Below are 26,403 nucleotides of genomic sequence, written 5' to 3'. Positions count from 1 at the left end.
TATTAGTTTAGCTGTTTCCATGAAAATGCATAGTACTGTCGTCCCGATTTAAACAAATCCATTCATAGCGTCATTCCCGCATGGGCGGGAATCGTAATGATAAGCAATTCCAAGAATAGCTTTAAGATTTCCGCCCACGTGGGAATGACGACCTTTTCAATAGCAGCTACAAAAGATGTGCCCACATAAAATGGTTTTCGTAGTAAATAATGTACCGCAGTGAAGATGAAATTTAGTTTAAAGGATATTTCGATTTCAAAATTATCCCTTCGTCACTTAATAATTCACAAAGATTTGAATCTTTTAATAGATCTGTCAATTTTACCTTTTTTCCATTCAAAACTGCTTTTTCACTAACCAATCTTACTCCATGACTATAATCGGCCCAAGTATTAGTGTGTTTATTGTAAACAGGTTGAATAGCTTTGCCATCTAACTTATGCCATCCGTAAATAACTACTCTCGGTGTTGGTTGGCCAAAAATTTTGTTAGAAATAATGATGTCCTTTTTATTTCCAGCAGTCAATTCAGATTGTTGATGTCTCGCTTTAAAGGCTTCAAGCTGTTTTAAGATAATGCCATTATGAGTGATAAAAACGGGTACCGTTGTCATTGCTTTACTTGGTGGAATTGGTTGGGGTTCCAATTTTATTTTTGCATTGTTATAAATTTCATCCACAATAGCTTTTGTTGGTAGAATAGCATTTGTCAAGCTGGCAATTTTTTGAGCTAAAATAGGGGTGATGGACAGATAGAAAAAATCATCATCATTTCCTATCACTAAATAATCAGGTGTTGTATAAATAGTTAATACATAGTTTTTTGTGTTGATTATCTTTTCAACTTGTACAATACTTAATTTCCTTAAAAAATCAGGAACATTTCCATTTTTTATCTCAGTGTAAATGAGCTTTTCCCTATCTTCAAGACTTAAGCTTGTATCAGAAATAGATCTGGCAAACTCACTTCCAGTCATCGATTCTAATTGACGTTTTTTTAATTTAAGTTCTTGCGCATGCGAGTTTATGCTAGCTAATAACAATAAGAGGTAAAATAGCTTTTTCATGGCTCTTGTAAAAAATCGATATTTCTTTTTAACCCATTGTATTTGGTACGTTTTACGGGAGAGTTCTTGAATACTCGTTTAAAAACCTCATCAGTCATCTCTATCAAGTCACTTTTACTTAAGCCGAGTAAATCTTCCTTAGGTGTAAAATTTTCCTCTTGGTGTACGGTGGAAAATCTATTCCACGGGCAAACATCTTGACAAACATCACATCCAAACATCCAATTGTCCATTTTGCCTTTAAATTCTGCTGGAATTTCATTCTTAAGTTCTATTGTTAAATACGAGATACATCTACTACCATCTACAGTATAAGGAGCGATAATAGCGTCAGTAGGACAGGCGTCAATGCAGCGGGTGCAAGAACCACAATGGTCTGTAGGAAAGGGATTATCGTATTCCAGTTCCAAATCAATAATCAGCTCTGCTAAAAAAAAGAAAGAACCTGCTTGTTTGCTAATTAAATTTGAATTTTTACCACGCCAACCTAATCCAGCTTTTTGCGCCCAAGCTTTATCCATTACCGGCGCAGAGTCTACAAAGCAACGTCCATCTACTTCACCAATTTCCTCACGAATAAACGCCATTAGTTCTTGGAGTTTGTCTTTGATTACCGAATGATAATCCATTCCATAGGCATATTTAGAAATCTTGGGGGCATTGATGTCTATTTGCTTTTCTTCTGTAAAATAATTCAGTGTCAATGAAACTATCGATTTAGAACCCTCTACCAAAATCCTAGGATCAAGTCGTTTATCGAAATAGTTTTCCATGTAAGCCATCTCACCGTGATGATTCGCTTCTAACCAGTTTTCTAACCTAGGAGCTTCTTCTTCCAAAAAATCAGCCTTAGCAATACCACAGCTCATGAAACCTAAACGCAAGGCTTCTTGCTTAATCATCTGGCTGTATTTAGAGGCTTGGTTAAACATTTTCTGCACAAAGATAAACTTTTACTAAAAAACCTTTTAACTCCTTTATTTGTTAGGAATACAAACACAGTTAAAGTTATTGTGTAGTATACTAAATTTAAATCTCGTATTATGGAAAATAACTCAGGAAATATAGACGAACAAAATAAACATGTCACTACAAACGTAGAAACAGATTACGAAGCACACCAAGAAAATCCAGCTCCAGCACCAACCGTTAACGAACCAGATAATAAGGGCGCAGGGCAGGCAATGAAGTGGATAATACCAATAGTGGTAGTTATACTATTAATTGTTTGGTTTATCTTCTTTAGAAATAACGTAACGAAATAAAGAACTTAATCATAGAGCGTTAGTCATTAAAACCAACAATCTATATTTTGATTGTAAAGCTGCTATTTTAGCAGCTTTACTTCATATAAATCCTTCCGTCTGTCTTTCAAGATTTTCACTGTTCCAAAATGGTGCAGCTCATCTAAAAGATGTAAATCTACATCCACAACTAGCATCATTTCTGTATTCGGAGTAGTTTCTGCCTTTATTGCATTGGTAGGAAATGCAAAATCTGAAGGTGTAAATACTGCTGATTGCGCAAATTGAATATCCATGTTATTTACTTTTGGTAAGTTGCCAACGCAACCAGCAATAGCTACATAACATTCGTTTTCTATCGCTCTGGCTTGTGCGCAATGTCTAACACGGGTATAACCATTTTGCGTATCGGTTAAAAATGGAACAAACAAAATCTGCATTCCTTGGTCGGCATAAATTCTGCTTAACTCCGGAAATTCCACATCATAGCAAATCAAAATTCCAATTTTGCCACAATCCGTATCAAAAACGCCAATCTTATCTCCACCACTCATTCCATAGTATTTTTGCTCGTTAGGGGTGATGTGTATTTTTCTATAATCTTCCGTTAAACCATTTCTATGACAAAGGTAAGTGGCATTGTAAAGCTTGCCATTTTCCTTAACAGGCATACTTCCCGCAATGATGTTTACATTATACGAAACAGCATATTCTTGTAATTTCTGTACAATTTCCTCTGTTTTGTCCGCCAATTTCTTCATCGCTTCTTTTTCTGGCAGATGATTGTAAGGCTCTAATAAAGGCGTGTTAAAAAACTCTGGAAACATAATGAAATCCGATTTATAGCCACTTACCGCATCTATAAAGAATTTTACCTGTTCGTAAAAAGCATCTATATTCGGAAATAAACGCATTTGCCACTGTACCAATCCCAATCTGATAGTCTGGGCAGAACGTGGCGAAACATTATCATGGTAATAGATATTGTTCCACTCAATTAAGGTGGCATATTCTTTCGATTCTAAATCGCCAGGCAAATAGTTTTTTAAAATCTTGCGAACGTGAAAATCATTTGAAATCTGAAAACTTAATGTTGGGTCGTAAATTTCCTTAGTCCTAACTTTATCAATATACTGCCTTGGGCTTAATTTATCTGCATATTCATGGTAGCCCGGAATTCTTCCTCCAGCAATAATACTTTCTAAATTGAGTAGCTCACAAAGCTCTTTTCTAGCTTCGTATAAACGCCGGGCCAATCTCAGCCCTCTATAATCTGGATGCACAAACACTTCAATACCGTAAAGTACATTTCCTAAAGGAGTATGGGTCGAAAAAGAATACTTTCCAGTGATTTTTTCGTAAGTGTGATTATCGCCAAAAATATCGTAATCCACAATGATAGATAGCGAACAGGCTACTACTTTTTCATCTACAGCAATGCAAAGTTGTCCCTCAGGAAAAATATTTAAAAGGTTCTGTATTTTTGCCTTACTCCAAACACCGTTTCCGCTGTCTAAGTAAGCTTGTTGCATGGATTCTCTGAGGTCGTTGTAGTCGTCGATGGTAAGTTTACGTAATTCTATATTCATATCTTAAAGGAACAAATAAGCAAACTTATTGTTTAGCCCCGTTTAAGATAGAATAAAAAAATCATACTTCCGCAGGAGTGTTTTTGAATTTCAGAAAATCAATGGTAGTTGCGCTTCGGATATTGCAGCCCCGCTTTTTGCTAAAAGTTTTTTGTGAATTCAAATGCTAAACCTCGTAGGTTTTCAAAACCTACGAGGTTTCAAAGCAATTGCAGCAAAAAAGCTTTCCGCTACAATCGGGTTTAAGTAACAAAGCAATAAGGTTTTAGGTCGTTCAAACTTCCTAAAACAATTTCCCAGTCTGTCCTAATTTAACTCTATTTAAGTGTTTGTAAGCTGCTTCAGTTACCTCACGGCCACGAGCGGTACGCATTAGATATCCTTCTTGAATTAAGAATGGTTCGTAAACTTCTTCAATGGTTCCATCATCTTCACCAACAGCAGTGGCAATTGTCTTTAAACCAACAGGTCCACCTTTGAATTTATCGATAATAGCTAATAAGATTTTATTATCCATTTCATCCAAGCCATGTTCATCTACATTTAAGGCAGATAAAGCGTAACGAGCAATTTCCGTATCTATGGTTCCATTGCCCTTAATTTGGGCAAAATCTCGGGTTCTTCGAAGCAAAGCATTGGCAATACGAGGCGTACCACGACTACGACGGGCTATTTCATATGCACCTTCATCACTAATTGGGGTATTTAATATCGCTGAAGAGCGCAAAACTATGGTTGTCAATAGTTTGGCGTCATAATAAGCTAAGCGAGAATTGATTCCAAAACGGGCTCTTAAAGGTGAAGTTAATAAACCAGAACGGGTAGTGGCACCCACCAAAGTAAAAGGATTTAAACCAATTTGAACTGAACGGGCATTTGGTCCACTTTCCAACATGATATCAATCTTAAAATCCTCCATGGCAGAATACAAATATTCTTCTACCAAAGGCGATAAACGATGAATTTCATCAATAAAAAGAATATCGCCACTATCAAGATTAGTCAAAAGTCCAGCTAAATCACCAGGCTTGTCTAAAACTGGACCAGAAGTTACCTTGATATTTACACCCATTTCGTTCGCAATAATATGCGAAAGTGTGGTTTTTCCTAATCCCGGAGGGCCGTGTAAAAGAACATGATCCAAAGCTTCGCCACGGAGCTTTGCCGCCTTCACGAAAATCCTTAAATTTTCTAATATCTTATCCTGACCAGTAAAATCTTCAAATTCCTGCGGACGTAATACTTTTTCAATATCACGCTCCATTGGACTAAGGTTTTCAGAAGAAGGATCAAGGTTTTCGTTCATTTAGCAAATATAACAGATAATTTATAGTTAATGGCTCATGGTTGATAGATTATAGGCTATCAACTATGAGCAATCATTCATCGACTACAGAAACTTTGCCGCTACCTTAGCTTCCTTCACACCATTACTATAATCGTAGAAACCTTCTCCTGATTTAACACCTTTTTTCCCAGCAGTAACCATGTTTACCAAAAGAGGGCAGGGGGCATACTTTGGGTTTCCAAAGCCTTGATGCAATACATTTAAAATAGCTAAACACACATCTAAACCGATAAAATCTGCTAATTGAAGTGGCCCCATTGGGTGCGCCATTCCTAATTTCATTACCGTATCAATCTCATAAACACCTGCAACACCTTCATAAAGTGAATAAATTGCCTCGTTAATCATTGGCATTAAAATACGATTGGCCACAAAACCTGGATAATCATTTACTTCAACAGGAACTTTTTCCAGTTTCTTAGACAATTTCATAACTATATTTGTAGTTATATCACTTGTTGCATATCCACGTATAACTTCAACTAATTTCATTATCGGTACAGGATTCATGAAATGCATTCCAATCACTTTATCACCACGATTGGTAGCCGCCGCAATTTTTGTAATTGAAATAGAAGACGTATTGCTTGCTAAAATTGTTTCTGGTTTTGTGTAAGTATCCAAATCCTGAAAAATCTTAAGTTTCAGTTCAATATTTTCTGTTGCGGCTTCAACCACCAAATCTACATCAGCAACTGCTGATTTTAAATCCGTAGATGTGCTTAAATTTTTTAGCGTATTTTCTTTATCAATTGCTGTGATTGTTCCTTTAGCAACTTGTCGCTCTAAATTTTTGCCGATGGTGTCTATTGCTTTTTGCAATGCATCTGCATTGATATCTATTAATTTTACCGCATAACCAAATTGAGCAAAAGTGTGTGCAATACCATTGCCCATAGTTCCAGAACCAATAACAGCTATATTCTTCATTTTTATATTTTGAGTTAGAAATTATGCTAATTTATATAATTTATAAGATAAACAAAGAATTGTATTATAATTTATATTATGTTAAGTTGTGTTTCTTGATACCTACTCTTTTGATGAAATTGTCGTAATTAAAACTCGTTTAGTTTACGCTTTAGTTCCTGCACTTTATCTAGCCTATTCTTACGGGTGTAAATGTCTATCAAAAGCTTAACTGTATTTCTATGGTTGATATTGATATCGTGAGCTCTTAGTAAAGAATACTCTGCACGATTGATATTGGAAGTAAATTTCTGAGTGTCTTTTTGCTTTAGTGCTTCGTTTGCGGTTTGTATATAAGCAACTGCCAATTGATAAAGCGCATCAAAATAATTATAGTCTACTTCCAATGCTTTTTGGTAAGACAATTCTGCTGTGCCGATGTTCTTTTCTTGGTTTTGTTGTAAGTATCCGTATAAGAAAAATAGTGTTTTACTACGTTTATCAGTCTTCAACGAACTTTCTACAGCTCTAGTAGCCTTTTCATATTGCTCGTTATCTAATAAAATATTAATGTAATCATTAGTTAGTAACGGATGATATGCGTTAAGCTTTAACCCATCCTCCAATGTTTTTATTGCAAGTTCTGTTTCAAATTTTGAAGCATAAATGTTTGCAATGCTCTGAAACAAAGTTGGGTTTTTAGCTCCGTTTTCTTTAGCTCTTAAAAAATAAGTTAATGCATCATTGTACTGCTGCAAACTTTGTGCACAGATAGCAACATTGGTAGCTAGCAAGGTATCGGTTGGTTTAAAATCACTTACGTTTTTAAGTAATTCGTACGCCGTAGCAAAATCATTTTGTCGGAAAGCTTCTACCCCTTTGCTTTGTGTTTTGATATGTATGTTATGGTTAGAAGCATTGATTAGCTCTGTGTTGGATTGAAATTTATCCAATTTTACTGCTTGTGTTAATGCATCTTGTGCAAATTGAAAGTACTTATCTGCATTACTTTCATTTTCATCAATTAGCGCAATGTAGGATGATAAATAAGCTTTGATTGCCCATGTTTCTGGCCAATTTTTAGTTTTCTTGTCTTTTTCCGCAACTTCAATGGCCTTAATCCCCTCTCCTATAATTGTTAATTGCTTTTTGGCATCAGCTTTTTCAGCGATGCTATTTTGTAGCTTTGCTAAACTATTGTTTGCTATTTTAATTTGTGAACCTTGCGAAAAAGCTAGGTTGCTAACCATTACTAGTAGAGAAATATTAAAGAATATCTTGCGCATCGTCAGTTAACTTTATACAAAGTAACTAAAAAAGGGGGATAAATGTTTATTTATCCCCCTTTTTTATCAAAATTGATTATCTAAAATCAATCACTATTTTTTCTGAATAGCATCTAAAAGCTTTTTAGTCTCTTCGTAGCTTTTAGTATCATTTTTAAAACCATAAACTTGCTTTAAAGCTTCTAAAGTATGTACTGCTTTAGGGTCTAATTCATGAGATTTTTTATAATGAGGCAAAGATTTGTCGATTAACGCAGTCATTTTAGCTGTTACAGCATTATATTCTTTAACTTTCTTTGCGTCAATTTTTTGTCTCTCAGCTTGTACTGCAAGCGCTTGTTTGTAGTAAGTTTCGCCCAATAAGAAATGATAAATTGCTTTATTAGGATCTTTAGCAATTAATTTAGTTAACGATGCTTGAGATTTTTCAATTTCACCTCTAACGATATAAACATCGGTTTGAGTACCTACAAAATCTGGGTCATCTGGAAATTTAGTTAATGCTTGATCGATAGAAGCCATCGCAGCTGTAGTATCTTTCAAGTTTACCAATTCGATGTTAATTGATTCTAATAAAAGATTTTTAGAGTCAGGTACTCCAAATTCAACTACTTTTTTAAAATTTTTTACCGCACCAGCATAATTTCCAGACTGTTTTGCAGCCACACCTGCATTTAAATACATAGAAGTATCGTTAGGATTTTTCTCTGTAATTTCAGTGAAAATCTTAAATGCTGTAGCAAAGTCTTTTTTGTTGTAAGCTCTAATTGCTCTAGATTGAATTGCATTTGCGATATTAATTTTAGCATTAGCAATGTTATCTTTTTGGTCACCTTTTTTATCCAGTTCAGTCGCCTTATCAATAGCTTCTTCTGCAATTTTTTGTTTTGCAGCTGCATTTTCAGCGCTTACAGTATCTAACAAAGCCACTGCTGATGCTAAAGATGCCCTTAAAGCCCAAGGCTCAACAGTGTTTTTAGTTTTTTCATGAGCAATTGCTAAATCTGTGTGTCCTATACCTTTGTTAAGATTTTCTAGGTTTTTCTTTAGAGGTTGTGCACTGTTCATTGCTTGAAACAAATCCCAAGCTTTTTTTGCTTCTGCTACTTCTGATTTTTGGGCGTAGGCAAATGCCGATAAACTCATGATACCTACACTTAAAATTAACTTTTTCATCTAATTATAAATTTTGCTGTTTAAACGTTAAAATCCATCATGATATTGCTTTTAGAATTTATACAATGATACATGATGGACTTATTTTTAAATTTTTTATTTATTTACTTACTCTTCTGTAGAAGTTTCATTAGTTGTCTCACCGTCAGGATTTTCTTCTCCTTCCAATTGTTCTTCAACTTCTTCCTCGTCTTCGTGGTCAATTCTCGCAACAGAGGCTATTTCGTCATTGCCTTTTAAGCTAATTAACCTCACTCCTTGCGTTGCTCTACCCATTACTCTTAGTTCACTTACGGCAATTCTAATTACGATACCAGATTTGTTAATGATCATCAAATCATCGGCATCAGTAACATTTTTAATGGCTACAAGTTCACCTGTTTTATCGGTAACGTTAATGGTTTTTACCCCTTTACCGCCACGGTTAGTTACACGGTAGTCTTCAATATCGGTACGTTTTCCGTATCCTTTTTCAGAAACTACCAAGATCGTTGCATCGCTACTGTCTACAGCAATCATGCCAACAACTTCATCTTTATCGTGTCCCAAAGTTACACCACGAACACCAGTTGCAGTTCTACCCATTGGTCTAACCGTACTTTCATTGAAACGAATTGCTCTACCAGAACGTAATGCCATTACAATTTCGCTGCTGCCAGTTGTTAAGCTTGCTTCCAATAACTGGTCGCCCTCGTTAATGTTAATTGCATTGATACCGTTAACACGTGGACGAGAGTAAGCTTCTAGAGAAGTTTTCTTAATGGTACCTTTTTTAGTACACATGATAATGAAGTTGTTCTCTAAATATTCTTGGTCTTTTAAGTTTTTAACCTTGATATAAGCTTTAACTTTTTCTTCTTTAGGAATATTGATGATATTCTGTAAAGCACGTCCTTTGCTTTGGCGAGTACCTTCAGGAATTTCGTAAACCCTTAACCAGAAACATCTACCAGCTTCTGTAAAGAATAACATATAATTGTGGTTCGTAGCAACCAACAAGTGCTCTATAAAATCTTCATTTCTAGAGTTACTGCCTTTTGAACCTTTACCTCCTCTACCTTGTATACGATATTCTGACGCTGGAGTACGTTTAATATAACCTTCGTGAGAGATGGTGATTACAACTTCCTCGTCTTCGATGAAGTCTTCCATACTCATGTCGTCTGCCGAGTGGATAATCGTAGTTCTACGCTCATCACCGTATTTCTCTAAAATCTCAGTCAGCTCATCTTTAATGATTTTCATACGAAGACCTTCATCTGCCAATACAGATTTCAACCATTCGATAGTTTTCATTAATTCAGCGTACTCTTCCTTGATTTTATCACGCTCCAGTCCTGTTAACCTACGTAAGGTCATATCTAAGATAGCACGAGCTTGGATGTCAGATAATCCAAATTTCTCCATCAATCCAGTTCTAGCTTCTTCTGGAGTACTAGATGCACGAATCAATTTAATTACTTCTTCAATGTGGTCTAAAGCAATTAATAAACCTTCTAAGATATGTGCACGTTTTTCAGCTTCTGCCAACTCAAAACGAGTACGACGGATTACCACATCATGTCTGTGCTCTACGAAGTGATGGATTAGGTCTTTAAGATTTAATAACTGAGGACGACCATTTACCAGTGCAATGTTATTAACACTAAATGAGGTCTGTAACGCAGTTTGCTTAAATAAATTATTTAAAACGATACTCGCATTCGCATCACGTTTAATTTCGTAAACGATACGGATACCATCTTTATTAGATTCATCTTTAATGTTCGAAATTCCTTCAATTTTTTTCTCACCAATCAATTCAGCGGTACGCTCAATCATCATGGCTTTGTTTACTTGATAAGGGATTTCTGTAACGATAATTACTTCACGGTCTTTAATAGTTTCGATTTCAGCTTTAGCACGCATCACGATACGGCCTCTACCTGTTTCAAAAGCTTCCTGCACACCAGAATAGCCATAAATAATAGCTCCTGTTGGAAAATCTGGTGCTTTAATAAACTTCATCAGCTCGGCAATGGTAATTTCCCTATTGTCGATAAAATTTATCGTTGCATTAATTACCTCGGTTAAGTTGTGTGGCGCCATGTTAGTCGCCATACCTACTGCAATACCCGAAGAACCGTTAACTAAAAGGTTTGGAACCCTTGCCGGTAAAACGGTTGGTTCTTGTAACGAGTCGTCAAAGTTGTTCTGAAAGTCTACCGTATCTTTATTGATATCGGCCAACATTTCTTCCGCAATTTTTTGGAAACGAGCCTCGGTATAACGCATTGCTGCTGGTGAGTCACCATCCACAGAACCGTAGTTACCTTGTCCGTCTACCATCATGTAACGTAAGCTCCAAGGCTGGGCCATACGTACCATGGTCATATATACAGATGAATCTCCGTGAGGGTGATACTTACCTAATACCTCACCCACAATACGTGCTGATTTTTTGTATGGCTTGCCAGCACCTACACCTAGGTCTTGCATACCATAAAGAACCCTACGGTGCACTGGTTTTAAACCATCACGCACATCGGGTAATGCCCTACTCACAATTACCGACATCGAATAATCGATATAAGCAGTTCGCATCTGCTCATCGATATTAATGGGGATAATCTTATCGTTCTCTTGATTTTCTAAATCTTCTGCCATAAGTTAATTAGTTCGTTAAAAACGAAATTTAGTTGGTACTATTATAACCTTGCGAATTTAGCAAAATAAGCTACACTTTAATACCCAATGTGGAAAAGTTTTAGATATGCCATGAATGTTACAAAATATAGCTCTACGACAAATAAATACCACAGATGTACAGATCATAGTATTGTTAAAAGATCTTGAATTGTGATGTAAATAAAAACTGTGTATCTGTAGCTAAACGTTATGTTCGAGTTAAGTTTTAAACAATGCTTTCATACATCAATACAAAATGTGATATTTAGAATAATGATAGTTTCTGAACGCACCCTAAAATGGGCATTAAGTTTATATCCGCCTTTATTGTTTCAGCGTATTTGGGTAAGGAAATTCCACAGAGGATTTAGAGGAGTTGATGTTAAAATCAGCAATAGCTTCTTGAATCGAAATTATAACGGCTCTATATTCGGTGGAACTATTTATGCCGCAACTGACCCATTCTATGCTATCTTGTTCGATCAGTTGATGCAACGCAAAGGCTATAAATGCAGGGTGTGGTTAAAAAGCGCAAATATTCAATACTTGAAACCTGGACTCACAGCACTATATTTTACCTTGAAAATAACCGATGAAATGATTGCAGAAGCTGAACAAGCCTTAAACGAACATGGTAAATTTGTGAAAGCCTATCCAATGGAACTTTACAATAAGCAAGGTGAACTTTGTGCAACGGTAAGTAACGAGGTTTACTTAAGAATTAAGTTTCCAGGGGAGAAACAACGAGTAGCTATATAAGTTAAAAGTAGAAAGTTTAGCGTTATAAATTTCTATCAAGTCGTTTAATAAAAACTACCTAAAATGAATATTAAGAGAGTAATACTTGCAGGCGAGAACGTAAACATTGATTTTAAGAAAACGATTAGTAAGGCTGAAAAGATTGCAAAAACTTTGGTGGCATTTGCTAATAATAAAGGTGGTAAACTTTTAATTGGCGTGGCTGATGATGGAACAATTAAAGGTGTAAAAGCTGAAGAGGAAGAAAAGTACATGATTACTAAAGCTGCCCATCAGTTTTGTAAACCTGCTATAGAGCCTCGTTTTGAGGAGTTTGTAGTAGACGATAAATTGGTTTTAGTGGCGGAAATTCCTAGAAGTGATACTAAACCACATTACGCTTTAGATGAACATGGTAAGTGGTGGGTTTATTTTAGGATACAGGATAAAAGTGTTTTAGCCAGTAAAATATTGATAGAGGTGTTAAAGAAAGATGGTGAGAATGAAGGAACTTTTATTGCTTATTCTGAGCAAGAAAAACTATTGCTAAGCTACTTAGAAGCCAATGGTCGTATCACTTTGAAAGAGTTTAGCAAGTTGACTAGAAGTGCATATAAGAAGGCACAGAAAATTATTGTCAATTTAATATTATCGGGCATTATTCTACCCCGAATCACTGAAAAGGAAGAGTATTATATTTTGGCGGATTAAGTATTTGTTGAAAGGTTGTAAAGTTTGAACGTTGGCAAGTTGCGATAGACCTACCAACCGGAAATTGCCAACTGAAAACTGTATTTTTGCACCGTATGTTCACTTATTCATTTGCCAAGTACAAATCGTACTATAAAGACAATCTTATTTTAGCCTTACCTATCGTGCTTTCGCAGTTAGGCCATACCTTGGTACATATGGCTGATGGCATGATTGTAGGCCATTTTGCAGGCACTGTTCAACTGGCCGCTGTTTCGTTGGTAAACAGTCTATTTATGTTGATTTTAGTGCTGGGACTAGGTATTTCTTACGGATTAACCCCTTTAATTGCGCAAGCTAATGGAAGTAAGAATAAGGAGGAATGTGGTCGTTTACTTTCTAATAGCTTGCTCATCAATGTAATTGCTAGTTTTGTTTTGTACGGCTTGGTCTTATTGGTTTATTATAAAGTTATTGACCATTTAGGGCAATCTCCGGATGTGGTTTTGCATGCTAAACCATACCTTCAATTTATGGGGATTTCTATATTTCCATTAATGATTTTCCAAGCATTTAAGCAATTTACCGAAGGTTTAGGTTTCACTAAACAAGCTATGATGGTATCTATTTGGGGTAACGTAATCAACGTAATTTTAGGGGTTATCTTTGTGAGAGGCATGTTTGGCGTTACCCCAATGGGCGTAAGTGGAGTAGGTTTAAGTACATTAATCGACCGTATTTTAATGGCAATTGCCATGGGAGCTTATGTGTTTAACTCTAAGAATTTCAAAGTATACCTCTCAGCGTTTAAGCTGTTCTCCTTCGATTTATCGAGAATTAGAAAGATTGCAAAATTAGGCGCTCCCGTAGCTATGCAATATTCTTTCGAAATTAGTGCATTTAGTGGTGCCGGTATTCTAATCGGAACCATCGGCAAGGTAGAACAAGCAGCGCATTTTACAGCACTGTCATTAGCCGCATTCACTTATATGCTCGCTACTGGTATTGCCAATGCGGCAACTATTAAAACTGGAAACAATTTTGGAAGCAAAAACTATGGGCCTCTGCGTCTGTCTGCAATAGCCAGTTATCACATTGTGATCGTTTTTATGTCGGTTACCGCTATACTTTTTATGTTGGCTAATAACCTATTGCCTTATATTTATACGAGTGACCAAACTGTAATTACCATTGCTGCGCAGCTATTAATTTTAGCTGGTTTTTTTCAATTATTCGATGGGACACAAGTGGTTGGTTTAGGTGTTTTAAGAGGTTTAGGTGATGTAAATATGCCTACTTTTATTACTTTTCTTTCTTATTGGGTAATTGGTATTCCGGTAGGATATTTACTAGGTTTTGAGTTTGGAATGGGTGTTAAAGGTATTTGGTACGGCTTAACTTTTGGATTATTAACCGCTTCTATCCTACTGTTTATTAGGTTTCAAAATAGAACTAAAAAGTTGGCTGCTGAGGTGAAAACTGAACTTCATCAAGTTAAGCTCTAGTTAAAAAGCAATTTTCTATTTTTGCGTCAATGAACAAAGTGCTGCTTGCTATAGCTTTCTTTTTGAGTTGTTTGCTACTTATTTCCTTTAAATCTAATGATTGGGAGATCAGCAGCGATTTAACTATTGATTCGTTAAGGAAGGTTTACTCGCAGCCGAGTAAGTTTTGGCCTAAACCCAATGTAGATAAAGAAGTTAAATTTGAAGAGCTTGCTGGTTTACAGTCCACTCCTATTGATTTAGCTAATGACTCTATTAAGCGAGTAATTGAACTAGGAAAACTACTATTCTTCGATGCACGACTTTCAGGTTCTAATCAAATTTCATGTGCCACTTGTCACTCTCCTGAGTTAAGTTGGGCTGATGGAAAAGCAGTATCTTTGGGGCATGAACAGTTACCTAATATCCGCAATGCGCCATCTTTAGAAAATGTTTGGGTATACAACAGTCTCTTTTGGGATGGACGAGCCAAGAGTTTAGTTGAACAAGCTGAAGGTCCTATTTCTGCACACAATGAAATGAACCAAGATTTGAAATCGCTGGCGAAGAAACTGAATAAAATTAAAGGCTATAAGCCGTATTTCACAGCTGCATTTGGTTCATCAAAAATTACCAACCAACGTATTTTCGAAAGTTTAGCCACATTTCAGCAAACGATTGTAAGTGGAGAAAGTAGCTTTGATAAATTTTTAAAAGGTGATAAGAATGCTTTAACCGATCAACAATTAACAGGTTTGCATTTGTTTAGAACCAAAGCTAGATGTATGAATTGCCACCATGGTGCTTATTTCACGGATAAAGATTTTCACAATATAGGCTTAACGGAATACGGTACTAAAAACGAAGATTTAGGCCTCTATAACTTTACTAAAAAACCGGAAGATGTCGGGAAATTTAAAACCCCAGGTTTACGAAATGTAATGCAAACAGGGCCATGGTTTCATCAAGGTTCGGTAAAAAGCATGGATAGCTTAATGGTACTTTACAATATGGGAATGCCAGAACATGTGGTTTTGCCTCATCAGAAAGATGATCCTTTAGTACCTAAAAATGATAAGTTAGTTCGTGGAATTATGCTGAACGTTAGGGAAAGAAAAGCCATCATTGCTTTCTTAGAAGCATTGTCGTCTCCGCCAGTTATGATAAAAGCAGTGCAATTGCCTCAGTAGGCTTAAATGCGGTCGCCGCTGTGCTTATCTGGTTTTAGCTCCTTTTGGTTCAGTTCCTTTTCCAAATCTTTTTGGTCTTTGTGGTTTCTTTTAACCACAAAGTAGATAAAACCTAAAACTGCTACAACAGCTACTGCGATAAGAATAAAGTTGATCTTCATTATCTAATATTTGATAACAAATTTAATTTCAATAGATTAAGATAGCGTTAATGTGTTGTTAAGGTTTTTGATGTTTAAAACATTAGGGAGTTAAGAATAATTAAGGTGTGTTATGATTATAAAAAACTAGCGTTAAATTGATTGAAAACTTCGATCACGACCAAGAAAGACATTACCCAATTAGATAATAGTTTAACTATTAGTTGTAATGAAATGATTGGCCTTAAATTTTCTTAATTCCTTGTTTGTATAATTAACGATAACTTCCTAATGAAAACCCTTAATGTTTCAATAAATCCAGACTAAAACAACTTTGCTTGCTCTTCTATTTTATTTCTCATTTTTGCCTCGTGGAAATTAGAAAAGCCTACTCCTAATAACCTCACGGTTTTACTGCCAAAGTCCGCATTTTCCACTAAAGTTCTAGCTGCGAGAATAGCTTCCGTTTCATCAGTAATGGCATGTTCGAATGAAGCACTTCTGGTAATGATTTTAAAATCTGCAAACTTCACCTTTACGGTAATCGTTCTGCCAAATAATTGATATTGGTTGATACGCTTAAAGGCAGACTGGGTAATTTGCATTAAACGTTCGTAAAGTTCGTTTCCCTTGTCTAAATCATAGCTAAAAGTATCTTCAGAACTAACAGATTTAATTTCCCTGTCTGGTTTTACAGCTCTGTTGTCAATGCCTCTAACAATGTTGTAAAAGAACTTGCCAGATTTCCCGAACAACAACGTCAATCGTTCCTCCGTCAATTTCTTTAAATCGCTACCTTTTCTAATTCCCTGCATTTTCATCCGCTCTGCGGTAACTTTACCCACGCCGTGAAACTTTTCTACAGGTAGCTTTTCCATGAAATTTTCAATTTTGGAAGGTCCAATAAAAGTTAAACCATTGGGCTTATTTATATCTGAAGCTATTTTAGCTACAAATTTATTGATGGAAACTCCAGCAGATGCGGTTAAGTTGAGTTCATCCTTGATAGCCTTCTTAATTTCTTCAGCAATAGTGATGGCAGAACCTATATTACGTTTGTCTTCGGTAACATCTAAATAAGCTTCGTCTAAAGATAATGGTTCTATCAAATCGGTATATCTGCTAAATATCTCACGTATTTGCTTAGAAACTTCTTTGTAAGCGGCAAATCGGGGATAAACGAAAATAGCATAGGGACAAAGTTGTTGTGCTTTTTTGGAAGACATGGCAGAACGAATTCCAAATGCTCTGGCTTCGTAACTGCAAGTAGCTACTACTCCACCTCTACCCTCTGGCGAGCCCCCAACTACCAAAGGTTTGCCTCTCAGCTCAGGAAAATCTCTTTGTTCTACAGAAGCATAGAAGGCATCCATATCAACATGAATGATTTTTCTAACTTTTGCTACTTCCTTTTCCATTAGTCTAATATAACTTTTGTAGGTTAGATCAGATCAAAAATAAGAATTTTTTGCTAAATTATTTAGTTTTTGGCTTACGGCCTACGTTAAGCACCGCACCAATGGTAAATACCGAATGTCCTGCGTTTAAAAACTTACGACTCCTTAAACCGATGTTACTACCACTGGTATATTGTAACTGAAATTGCTCACTCAGCACCATTCTCGTAAAGAAAACAGGTTCGATAAAGATGTTATCTTCATTAATCTGAGGCACCCCATTCAATTTAAAATCTTTAGTTGATGCGAAACTTAAACGCCATGCAGTGCCGTAATTAAGTCCAAAATCTATACCTAACAAGCTCACCTTGCTTGTTTTTTTAGAACTGTAGTTAGCTTGCACAAACATTTTGGTGTAGTCAGCATCATAGATATCAGTATTGATTAGAACTCCGTCGTCAAAGTTTCTAATTACTCGTTTGCTGCTTGCTGTACCCATTCCCGCATAAAATTCTAATATGCGATTATTTTCGGGTCCAAATGTTTTAAAATAACCGCCTCCCAACTCAAAATAATTATGCTTAATGTCTTTCTTCCTTCTTTCACTATCCATTGAGCCAAAATTGACCATGGCCGCAAAGTTATCACTAAATGCATAAGCTGTATTTACATTGATATTACCTCTTAAGGAAATATGTCCGCCGGCGGCAAACTCTCCTTTAGTGGTTAGCATCGGCGTATTTGGAACGCCAGGCATGTAGATAGATGAACAGCTGCTTAATAATAGGACAGCGAAAACGAGGGTAAGTAGCTTATATTTTAATGGCATAATTCTACTAATAACACAAATAATCTGAGAAAATTGTTTTAGAGTTTAAAATTCATCAAATCCATCATGCGCTTAAACTCATCTTGGATATCGGCACTAATCGTGATTTGCTGTTTGGTTATAGGATGTTCAAAAGTCAAATTAAGGGCATGTAGCATCATGGTATTCATCTGCAAATGCTCTTTAAAGTAACGGTTTTGCTTATTGCAACCATGCGGTCTATCGCCAATAATGGGATGAAAAATATGCGCAAAGTGCTTGCGTAGTTGGTGCATTCTACCGGTTTTAGGATTGGCTTTTACTAAGCTATATCTAGAAGTTGGATGTTTGCCTATTTCTAAAGGAATTTCTGACTGCTGTAAAGTCACAAAACTAGTCTGTGCCTCTTGTATCGTTCCATTTTCTTTAGCCAAAGGGTAATCGATTTCCATTTCTAACGGTGCATATCCCCTAACAATGGCTAAGTAGTTTTTGTCTACCAAACTCTCCTGAAACTGCTTTTGCATTGCGATTTCCGTTTCCTTGTCAAATGCAAATAAGAGCACGCCTCCAGTTTTTCTATCCAATCGATGGGTTGGATTTACATGACGGCCAACTTGGTCTCTTAACAATTGTAGAGCGAATTCTTTAGCATCATCAGCTATTTTAGAACGGTGCACCAGTAAGCCATGAGGTTTATTAATTGCAATAAGATAATCGTCTTGATATACTATTTCTAACACGTGGCGAAGATAGAGATTAAATTAAATCAAAAGGAACTACTTTTTTCAACTCGTAAAACGTATCTAAATCGGCTTCGGTAGTATTGCCATTAAGAACTTTGCCATCTAAGTCTGTCGTAAAATTAATTTCTTCACTTTTGATAATATCCTGCCCCGATTTTACCTCAGTAAAATGTGTTTTATAATTGAAGCGTTGTTGAGATGCCTCTATCAGATTACGTTTAAAAATGTAGGTATAAATGGCTTTTCCCATTTCTCCATAAAAGGAAATTTCAATTTTTTTAATTCTGTGATCTTTATAAAATGCTCTTCCCTCATTCCCTTCTGCACTAAAATTCCCTTCTAATAGAAATGTATAGCTTACGGTATCTTTTTTCGCTTTTTTAATGATAACCTGCTTTATTGAATCCAAACTACTTGTAGGTTTTGCTGGTTCTGGTTTTAATTCAGCTATGCTGTCTTTCAAATCGACATTAGAACTCTCTTTAGATTTTTCTGCATTTCTACAGCCTATAAAAAAGCCAATCACTATCAATATGAAACAAATCAATTTCCACATCCTTAAAAATAGTTATTGCTGATCGAATTATCTTAAAGTATCACCTTTTTTTGTAACTGTCTAAGTATTATTTTCGTAGAAAAAACCTATGATGATAAAAATTATGAATAGCCTATTGATACTTTTTGCGGTATTTATGGGACTTAAGCAAGGCTATGCCATGTGCTCTGCCAAACCGGAAATGCTGGATATGTTCAGCAAATGGCATTTTTCAAAAACAGCTGTTACTATAAATGGCGCAATAACTATGATTGCTGCACTGTTGATATTACATCCTAAAACATTTCTATGGGGAAATTTTATCATGGCAGCGGGAATTTTGATGATTTTATGTCTGCAATTACTCGTTAGGGACGTTAAAGGAGCTGCAATTGAATTGCCTTTTTTATTATTGAATTTAATAATTATCTACTTCCAACATCCATTAACTAAAGCGTAATGCATCACAATTTACTTTTAATATTAGCGCTACTGTTTGTTGTGTTTCTTTTGGTGATGTTAGCCCAAAGAATTAAAGTCGCCTACCCTATTTTTTTGGACATAGCCGGCTTGGGAATTAGTTTTATACCAGGAATGCCCGTTTTACACCTTGATCCGGATTTAATCTTCCTGATATTTTTGCCGCCTTTACTTTATGAAGCAGCTTGGTATACCTCATGGAATGATTTCTGGAAGTGGAAACGTCCAATAGCGCTCTTGGCCTTCGGATTGGTATTCTTTACTTCTACAGTCATTGCTTATACGTCCGCATCCTTAATTCCTGGCTTTACTTTAGCGCTTGGATTTTTATTAGGTGGCATTGTATCTCCGCCAGATGCGGTAGCTGCTGCAACGGTTTTAAAAGGGATGAAAGTTCCTAAAAGAGTACTTACGATATTAGAAGGCGAAAGTTTAGTAAATGATGCTTCCTCACTGATTGTCTTCAAGTTTGCTTTGGCGACAGTACTAACCGGAGCTTTCTCAATGCAAGAAGCCACTGGTCAGTTTTTCTTAGTTGCTGGAATGGGAGTTGTAATCGGTCTGGCTGGTGCACATGTGATGTACTTTATTCATCGCTTTTTACCAACTACACCAGCCATAGATGCTGCCTTAACAGTAATGACGCCGTACATTCTGTTTTTAGCTGCAGAGCAATTTCACTATTCTGGTGTAATGGCAGTGGTTAGCGGTGGTCTGTTTATTTCATGGCGGTCGCACGAGATATTTAAAACAGGAAGTACAAGATTAAATATGCTAGGTGTTTGGACTACGCTCATTTTTGTGATGAATGCTTTGGTTTTTGTACTCATCGGATTAGAACTCCCAGAAATTATTCATGGTTTGGGAGAATATTCTATTTGGGATGGCATCAGGTACGGATTGATTATCAGTGCAATTACTATAGCCTTACGGTTTTTATGGGTGTATCCTGCCGCCTTTGTGCCGAGATGGCTGAGCGCTAGAATTAGAAAAGACCCATCTCCTGGTTGGAAGGGACCTTTGGTAATAGGTTGGGCTGGTATGCGTGGTGTGGTGTCGTTGGCTACTGCTTTATCTATCCCTTTATTAATGGACGGTAATGCTTTCCCTCATCGCAACATTATTATCTTCATCACCTTTGTGGTTATTTTTATTACGTTGGTAGTGCAGGGATTGACCTTACCTTTTATTATTAAATTCATTAAAATAGAAGAAATTGATAATATTGCCCGTAGCGAGGAACAACAGACTGGTATTCAGTTGAAACTGGATGAACTAGCTTTAGCCATCATTAACCAACATCATTTAAATAAAACTAAGGAGAATGAGCTGGTTGGCTTTTATAAAGATGGCTTAGAATCTAACATCACCGAAGGTAGAAAACAGCTTGCTTCTTTGGAATGCAATGAAACAGAAATCGAAGAAATTCATGTTTACCAACATGTACTGCTTGATATTTATGCAGCGCAAAGAAAAGAACTATTTAAGCTTCGTAAGGGCAAATTTTATTCCGATGAAGAAATTAGAAAAGCTGAATTACAGCTAGATTTAAACGAATTAAAAATTACAGGCGCAGGTCACTAACAATATCTTATGAACAGCGGAAGACTATATAAACTACAGCATTTCATCCCTTGGACGAGGAAGAAAATCTATTATTTGATTGTAATTAGTGCCATTCCGACCACCTTATATTATTTCTTTGAACTGAAGTGGCTGGCTATTCCTTGGGTGCCGGTTGCTTTGGTAGGTACAGCAACAGCCTTTATCGCTGGTTTTAGAAATACACAAACGTACAACCGTTTATGGGAAGCTAGGCAGATTTGGGGAGCCATTGTAAATAATAGCAGAGCTTGGGGCATCATGGTAAAAGATATGGTGAGGGATACAGATGCCACCAATGAAAAAGCATTGCATCAAGACCTCATTTATCGTCATTTTGCTTGGTTAACTGCTTTAAGATTTCAATTGAGGGAAAGTAGAGGTTGGGAAAATGTAAAAACCAAGAGCTACAACAGAGAGTATTTGAGATACTATACCGTTCCTGAATGGGAGGCCGACTTATCTGATGAGTTAAAGGAATACATGGATGATGACGAACGAAAGAACATCCTGAAAAAGAAAAATAAAGCTGCTCAAATTTTGGCATTGCAGTCTACACGTTTACGCTCTTTAAATGAACAAGGCAAAATAAACGATTTGAACTATGTAGAAATGCAAGCTTTATTGAAGGAACTTTATGACCAGCAGGGCAAAAATGAACGTATTAAAAACTTCCCTTATCCTCGACAGTTTGCAAGTATCAATGTGATGTTCGTTTACTTGCTTTCTATGGTTTTACCGCTAGGTTTTCTCAGTGAGTTCTCTAAAATTGGAGCCGGTTGTGTATGGTTAACGATTCCGGTGAGTGTAGTGGTTGGTTGGGTATTTTTTACATTAGAGCAGATTGGGGAAAGTACCGAAAATCCGTTTGAGGGAAGTGCTAACGATGTGCCTATTACTTCCATGAGTAGAGCGATTGAGATTGATTTGCGTGATATGCTTGGGGAAGATAATTTGCCAGAGCCTTTGGTAGCGAATAGTAATCATATTTTGATGTAGGTTGATTTCTTTTCGAGGAAGCACGAAGTAATCTCTACACGCTTTAAGATTGCTTCGTGCCTAGCAATGACGGGCATGGAGCAAATCTATTTTCAACTAAACAAATCAAAGGCTGTTCTAAATGTGTTGCAATGTGCGTCTACAATGATTTTAATATCTTCAGAGTAACCTCCGCCCATACTTACCTGCATAGGCAAGCCATGTTTAATGCAAGTTTCAAAAACGATTTGGTCACGTTGTTTGCATGCACTTTTGCTCAGCGATAACTTGCCGAGTTTATCGCTTTCTAAAACATCAACGCCAGAAAGGTAAAACATAAAATCCGGACGATGCCTTTTGATAATCGAAGGCAAGTTCTCGTTCAAAATGTTGAGGAATTCATCATCATTGGTTCCATCTGCCAATGGGATATCTAAGTCTGATCGCTCTTTCCGGAATGGGAAATTTTTATCACCATGCATAGAAAAGGTAAAAACTCGATCTTCTTTCTCGAATATTTCGGCAGTGCCATTTCCTTGATGAACATCTAAATCTACAATGAGAATACGTTTGGCGAGCTCTTTCCTAAGCAGATAACTTGCGGCAATGGCTTGGTCGTTTAGTAAGCAAAAACCCTCACCCCAGTTGCTGCCAGCATGATGTGTGCCGCCTGCTACGTTAAAAGCAATACCATACTGTTGTGCATAAATTGCTCCATCTATGGTTCCTTGCGCTATTCTAATTTCTCGCTCTACCAATTGTGCATCTAAAGGAAATCCAATTCTCCGTTGCTCTTGATAAGGCAATGTCAATTCTTTTAACTGCTGCCAGTAATTTGCATCGTGAATTGCAATTACATTTTCTTCTGCAGTTACTTCTGGTGCAAATAAGTGATGTTCTTCAATAGTGCCTTCATGTAATAGCTGCGCAGGTATCAACTCATATTTCACCATCGGGAAACGGTGTCCTTGTGGTAGTGGATGTGCATATATGGGATGATAAGCGATTTTAATCATTGGAAGTGGTAAGGTATCAGGAGCTAGGTATCAGTTAAACGATTAAACAATTTCAACAGTTAACCTTCAACTTAATATCTCCCCTACATGTTTCTCTATATTATTCGCAATTTCGTCTACTGGTAAATCATTTGCATCCGTACCGAAAGGATTTTCGATTTCCTCGGCAATCAGCTCCAAACTGGCTAGAACATAAAGAATAAAAGGCACAATAGCCACAACGAAATAACCCAAGCTAAAGACCCATCCAAATGGCAAGGTAATGACGTAAACGAAGATGAATTTTTTAATGAAAGCACTGTAAGAATAAGGAATTGGTGTGTTTTTGATACGTTCACAAGCACCACAAATATCAGTAAATTGAGTACTGTCTGCGCTAAGCGTAATCAATTGTTCGCTAGTAATTTTACCTTCTCTATTTAAATCAAAAAGTTTATTGGTCATACTTACTGCAACTTGGTTTGGAATGTGTTTTCCACCGTCAATCTCTATCAAGATACTGTTCTTGCCAAAGTATTGTTTTTCGCGGAGATGTTCTTTTAAAGCAAATGCATATTTCGGAATAGCATATTTGAAAAACGCTCTGTCCTCAGGACTTAACTGGAGCGCATTTAATCTGATTGCGAAATTTCTGCTAACATTTACCAAACCACCTAACAATCTTCTACCTTCCCACCATCTGTCGTAAGATGTATTAGTTCTAAAAACTAAAAGCATCGAAATAACGAAACCTAATAAGCTGTGCATCATGCCTACATTTTTAATATACGAAGTTTCTGCAAGTTTGATGTGGTTAAGTTCCAAGTAAGCAATAATTCCTGAGAATACAGCGACACTCAGCATCAATTTCCACAGCTTATAAAAAGTATCTGCTTTATGAAAAAGGAATATGAAGTTGATCCACTCTTTTGGGTTGTAATTTATCATCGCTTATATCGATTTACTGACAGCTAAAAGTAATTCGCCAGTTCTAAAAACATCTTCAAAACTGTTATACATGGGTACGGCACTTAGCCTGATGACGTTAGGTTCTCTCCAATCTCCTAAAACATCGTTTTTTACCAAATGGTCGAATATTTTCTTTCCATCACTTTTAGCTATAATCGAAACTTGTGCGCCTCTTTCATCTGCATTTTGTGGTGTGATGATCTTAAACTGTTCAAATCCTAAAGTTTTGTTTACCTCGCCGATGATGTAGAACAAATAAGCGCTCAACACTTTGCTTTTCGCTCTCAAAGGTTCCATAAAACCCACTTTTTCGAACAATTGTAAAGATGCGTGGTATAATGCCATTGGCATTACCTGTGTGCAGCTTACTTGCCAGCCATCTGCTCCTGCTTCAGGTACAAATCCTTTTTCCATTAAAAAACGGTTATTTTCTTGGTAGCCCCACCAGCCCGCAAAGCGATGTAAAGATTGGTCTGCAAAATGTTTCTCGTGCACAAAAATACCACTGATACCACCCGGACCAGCATTTTGATATTTGTAAGAACACCAACAAGCAAAATCAACATCCCAATTGTGTAGTTGTAAAGGTACGTTGCCAGCTGCATGGGCCAAATCGAAACCTACTTTTGCACCAATCGAATGCCCAGCTTTGGTAATGGCTTCCATATCAAATAGCTGCCCAGTAAAATAATTGATGCCACCGAAAAGTACTAAGGCAATTTCATTAACGTTCTTTTCAATTTCAGCGATGATGTCTTGAGTGCTAAGTGTGTATTCGCCATCTTTCGGTGCTACCTCAATAATAGCGTCTTTGGGGTCGAAACCATGAAAACGCACCTGACTTTCTATCGCATATTGGTCGGATGGGAAAGCACCAGCTTCCATGATAATCTTAAATTTTTCCTTCGTAGGACGATAAAAACTCACCATCAACAAATGCAAGTTAACGGTCAAGGTGTTCATAGGACAAACCTCCTGTTCTGTAGCGCCAACAATGGGAGCCATCAGTTTTTTTAGTTCTTTGTGGTAGAACATCCAAGGTTCATTACCTTCGAACCAGCCTTCTACGGCTAGGTTTTGCCAGTTATCCAATTGTTTGCTTAAAACGTCTTTTGCTACTTTAGGTTGTAGTCCTAAAGAGTTGCCACATAGATAAATAAAAGGTTTTCCATTTTGCTGCGGAAACAGGTATTCATTTCGCATTTCTCTCAACGGATCTTGTTGATCCATTGATTGTGCAAAAGCTAAGTTATTTTCGAAGGTCATTATTTAAAGGGTTCAGGTATTAGTGGTCAGGTGTCAGTTTGGTTGCAGTTATATATTTGAACTGATACCTAGTACCTGACGACTGATTCCTATCTATTACTTTCCAAATTTCATTTTCAACTGGTCTAACATATCGTTGGTAACAGGTTTAGCTGGCTCTGCTTTTTTAGGTTGAGGATTTGGTCTTTGCGTAGATGCCGCTTGTTGAGGCCGTACTACTTGCTTTCTCTCATCCTTTTTAGCACTCCAACGCTTCCAAATTTCTTCCAATTTCTTTTTGGTGAACAAAGGGAAATCTCCCTGCATCATCCATGCGTAGTAACTAGGTTCTGTATCGAAAATACTTTCTACACTTTTGCCTTTATGCTTGCCAAAGTTAATGCACTCCTCACCTTTTTCGTTATAAACCATGCGTCCAGCGTAATCTACTGACTTATTCATGTTGGTAAACGTATGTAATGCTTCCACATCATTCTTTACAGGAACGGAAACATTCCCTTGTTTATCTTCAAATTCGGTGTGCTCGTATTTATCTAGTTGCGCTAATAATACCTCGTAAGTTGCTCTAATATCGGCTTCTGCAGAGTGCGCATTTATCAGATCTTTATCACAATAGAACTTGTAAGCCGCTTTTAAAGTACGTTGTTCCATCTGATGGAATATATTTTGCACATCGACAAACTTTCTGTCGCTCATATCCAGATCGACACCAACTCTTAAAAACTCTTCCAATAGCATTGGAATATCAAATTTGTTCGAATTGTAGCCCGCTAAATCAGCATCGCCAATAAAATCTGCTATTTCTTGTGCCACATCACCAAACTTGGGCGCATCCTTAATATCTTCGTCGTAAATACCATGAATCAATGAAGTCACCAAAGGGATTGGCATTTCAGGATTTATTTTTTTAACCAATACTTGTTCAGAACCATCGGGCATTGCTTTCAATATTGCAATTTCTACAATTCTGTCTACTCCAACGCTTATACCTGTGGCTTCAAGGTCGAAAAATGCTAACGGACGTTTTAGATTTAATTTCATCAGTTTATCTATTTTTTCATTGTATGATGAAAACTCAATCAACAAATTATTAGTATCGA

Annotated in this window: 25 protein-coding genes; 8 read left to right on the top strand and 17 right to left on the bottom strand. The window is 36.7% G+C overall.

What is annotated here, in order from left to right; all coding sequences use genetic code 11:
* Positions 1-232: 232 nt before the first annotated feature.
* Entirely contained in the window at positions 233-1,066 is an 834-nt protein-coding gene (locus CRO54_RS05130) for a hypothetical protein (protein ID WP_097129406.1), read from the bottom strand.
* Positions 1,063-1,998, bottom strand: a complete 936-nt coding sequence (gene queG / locus CRO54_RS05125) for a tRNA epoxyqueuosine(34) reductase QueG (RefSeq protein ID WP_097129404.1) — start codon at positions 1,996-1,998, stop codon at positions 1,063-1,065. The genes CRO54_RS05130 and queG overlap by 4 nt, the downstream gene beginning before the upstream one ends.
* Before the next feature lie 111 nt (positions 1,999-2,109).
* On the opposite strand from queG, the gene CRO54_RS05120 reads away from it, so the two are divergent.
* Positions 2,110-2,331 carry a hypothetical protein gene (locus CRO54_RS05120; protein ID WP_097129402.1) on the top strand — a complete coding sequence of 74 codons (222 nt, stop codon included), beginning with the start codon at positions 2,110-2,112 and terminating at the stop codon, positions 2,329-2,331.
* A gap of 62 nt (positions 2,332-2,393) precedes the next feature.
* On the opposite strand, the gene CRO54_RS05115 is transcribed toward CRO54_RS05120, so the two are convergent.
* The 6 genes from CRO54_RS05115 to gyrA form a co-directional block, all read right to left on the bottom strand.
* Entirely contained in the window at positions 2,394-3,899 is a 1,506-nt protein-coding gene (locus CRO54_RS05115) for a carbon-nitrogen hydrolase family protein (protein ID WP_097129400.1), read from the bottom strand.
* 283 nt (positions 3,900-4,182) lie between these two features.
* A complete protein-coding gene (gene ruvB, locus CRO54_RS05110; RefSeq protein ID WP_097129398.1) occupies positions 4,183-5,205 on the bottom strand; it encodes a Holliday junction branch migration DNA helicase RuvB in 1,023 nt (340 codons plus the stop codon).
* A gap of 84 nt (positions 5,206-5,289) precedes the next feature.
* Entirely contained in the window at positions 5,290-6,177 is an 888-nt protein-coding gene (locus tag CRO54_RS05105) for a 3-hydroxybutyryl-CoA dehydrogenase (RefSeq protein WP_097129395.1), read from the bottom strand.
* 128 nt (positions 6,178-6,305) lie between these two features.
* Positions 6,306-7,442 (bottom strand): tetratricopeptide repeat protein, encoded by a 1,137-nt coding sequence (locus tag CRO54_RS05100; protein ID WP_097129393.1) that lies wholly within the window; start codon positions 7,440-7,442, stop codon positions 6,306-6,308.
* 93 nt (positions 7,443-7,535) lie between these two features.
* Positions 7,536-8,618, bottom strand: coding sequence for a tetratricopeptide repeat protein (locus tag CRO54_RS05095; protein ID WP_097129391.1), 1,083 nt, complete (start codon positions 8,616-8,618; stop codon positions 7,536-7,538).
* Between the two features lie 108 nt (positions 8,619-8,726).
* Positions 8,727-11,264 (bottom strand): DNA gyrase subunit A, encoded by a 2,538-nt coding sequence (gene gyrA, locus CRO54_RS05090; protein WP_097129389.1) that lies wholly within the window; start codon positions 11,262-11,264, stop codon positions 8,727-8,729.
* Positions 11,265-11,558: 294 nt separating this feature from the next.
* Between gyrA and CRO54_RS05085 the strand changes: the two genes are divergently transcribed.
* The 4 genes from CRO54_RS05085 (at position 11,559) to CRO54_RS05070 (ending at position 15,387) form a co-directional block, all read left to right on the top strand.
* Positions 11,559-12,044 carry a PaaI family thioesterase gene (locus CRO54_RS05085; protein ID WP_097129387.1) on the top strand — a complete coding sequence of 162 codons (486 nt, stop codon included), beginning with the start codon at positions 11,559-11,561 and terminating at the stop codon, positions 12,042-12,044.
* A 63-nt stretch (positions 12,045-12,107) separates the two neighbouring features.
* Positions 12,108-12,734, top strand: a complete 627-nt coding sequence (locus CRO54_RS05080) for an AlbA family DNA-binding domain-containing protein (RefSeq protein WP_097129385.1) — start codon at positions 12,108-12,110, stop codon at positions 12,732-12,734.
* Between the two features lie 95 nt (positions 12,735-12,829).
* Positions 12,830-14,218: an MATE family efflux transporter gene (locus tag CRO54_RS05075; RefSeq protein WP_097129383.1), complete on the top strand. Its 1,389-nt coding sequence runs from the start codon at positions 12,830-12,832 to the stop codon at positions 14,216-14,218.
* 29 nt (positions 14,219-14,247) lie between these two features.
* Entirely contained in the window at positions 14,248-15,387 is a 1,140-nt protein-coding gene (locus CRO54_RS05070; RefSeq protein WP_097129381.1) for a cytochrome-c peroxidase, read from the top strand.
* 2 nt (positions 15,388-15,389) lie between these two features.
* Here CRO54_RS05070 and CRO54_RS21120 read toward each other — a convergent pair whose 3' ends face one another.
* From CRO54_RS21120 to CRO54_RS05050, 5 genes are all read right to left on the bottom strand, one after another.
* Positions 15,390-15,548, bottom strand: a complete 159-nt coding sequence (locus tag CRO54_RS21120; protein WP_171047823.1) for a hypothetical protein — start codon at positions 15,546-15,548, stop codon at positions 15,390-15,392.
* 302 nt (positions 15,549-15,850) lie between these two features.
* Entirely contained in the window at positions 15,851-16,945 is a 1,095-nt protein-coding gene (dinB, locus tag CRO54_RS05065; RefSeq protein ID WP_097129379.1) for a DNA polymerase IV, read from the bottom strand.
* A 58-nt stretch (positions 16,946-17,003) separates the two neighbouring features.
* Positions 17,004-17,753, bottom strand: a complete 750-nt coding sequence (locus tag CRO54_RS05060) for a hypothetical protein (RefSeq protein ID WP_097129377.1) — start codon at positions 17,751-17,753, stop codon at positions 17,004-17,006.
* Between the two features lie 38 nt (positions 17,754-17,791).
* A complete protein-coding gene (locus CRO54_RS05055; RefSeq protein WP_097129374.1) occupies positions 17,792-18,475 on the bottom strand; it encodes a pseudouridine synthase in 684 nt (227 codons plus the stop codon).
* A 16-nt stretch (positions 18,476-18,491) separates the two neighbouring features.
* Positions 18,492-19,034, bottom strand: coding sequence for a hypothetical protein (locus CRO54_RS05050; protein ID WP_097129372.1), 543 nt, complete (start codon positions 19,032-19,034; stop codon positions 18,492-18,494).
* A gap of 103 nt (positions 19,035-19,137) precedes the next feature.
* On the opposite strand from CRO54_RS05050, the gene CRO54_RS05045 reads away from it, so the two are divergent.
* Genes CRO54_RS05045 through CRO54_RS05035 form a run of 3 tightly spaced genes read left to right on the top strand, consistent with a single transcriptional unit; the run spans position 19,138 to position 22,094 of the window.
* Positions 19,138-19,473 carry a DoxX family protein gene (locus tag CRO54_RS05045; protein ID WP_218840071.1) on the top strand — a complete coding sequence of 112 codons (336 nt, stop codon included), beginning with the start codon at positions 19,138-19,140 and terminating at the stop codon, positions 19,471-19,473.
* Entirely contained in the window at positions 19,473-21,077 is a 1,605-nt protein-coding gene (locus CRO54_RS05040) for a Na+/H+ antiporter (RefSeq protein ID WP_097129368.1), read from the top strand. The genes CRO54_RS05045 and CRO54_RS05040 overlap by 1 nt, the downstream gene beginning before the upstream one ends.
* Positions 21,078-21,086: 9 nt before the next feature.
* On the top strand, positions 21,087-22,094 hold the full coding sequence (locus tag CRO54_RS05035) for a bestrophin family protein (RefSeq protein ID WP_097129365.1): 1,008 nt from the start codon (positions 21,087-21,089) through the stop codon (positions 22,092-22,094).
* A gap of 92 nt (positions 22,095-22,186) precedes the next feature.
* On the opposite strand, the gene CRO54_RS05030 is transcribed toward CRO54_RS05035, so the two are convergent.
* The 4 genes from CRO54_RS05030 to CRO54_RS05015 form a co-directional block, all read right to left on the bottom strand.
* The gene (locus CRO54_RS05030) at positions 22,187-23,089 is read right to left on the bottom strand and encodes a histone deacetylase family protein (protein WP_097129363.1); all 903 of its coding nucleotides are present in this window, start codon (positions 23,087-23,089) and stop codon (positions 22,187-22,189) included.
* A 66-nt stretch (positions 23,090-23,155) separates the two neighbouring features.
* Positions 23,156-24,016, bottom strand: a complete 861-nt coding sequence (locus CRO54_RS05025) for a bestrophin family protein (RefSeq protein ID WP_097129362.1) — start codon at positions 24,014-24,016, stop codon at positions 23,156-23,158.
* Between the two features lie 3 nt (positions 24,017-24,019).
* A complete protein-coding gene (kynU, locus tag CRO54_RS05020) occupies positions 24,020-25,303 on the bottom strand; it encodes a kynureninase (RefSeq protein WP_097129360.1) in 1,284 nt (427 codons plus the stop codon).
* Between the two features lie 96 nt (positions 25,304-25,399).
* The gene (locus CRO54_RS05015) at positions 25,400-26,344 is read right to left on the bottom strand and encodes a 3'-5' exonuclease (RefSeq protein WP_097129931.1); all 945 of its coding nucleotides are present in this window, start codon (positions 26,342-26,344) and stop codon (positions 25,400-25,402) included.
* Positions 26,345-26,403 lie beyond the last annotated feature (59 nt).

This window comes from Pedobacter xixiisoli, assembly GCF_900215335.1.
Lineage (GTDB): Bacteria > Bacteroidota > Bacteroidia > Sphingobacteriales > Sphingobacteriaceae > Pedobacter > Pedobacter xixiisoli.
Note: the sequence above shows the minus strand (reverse complement) of the source record. Positions and strands in the feature narration are given on the sequence as shown.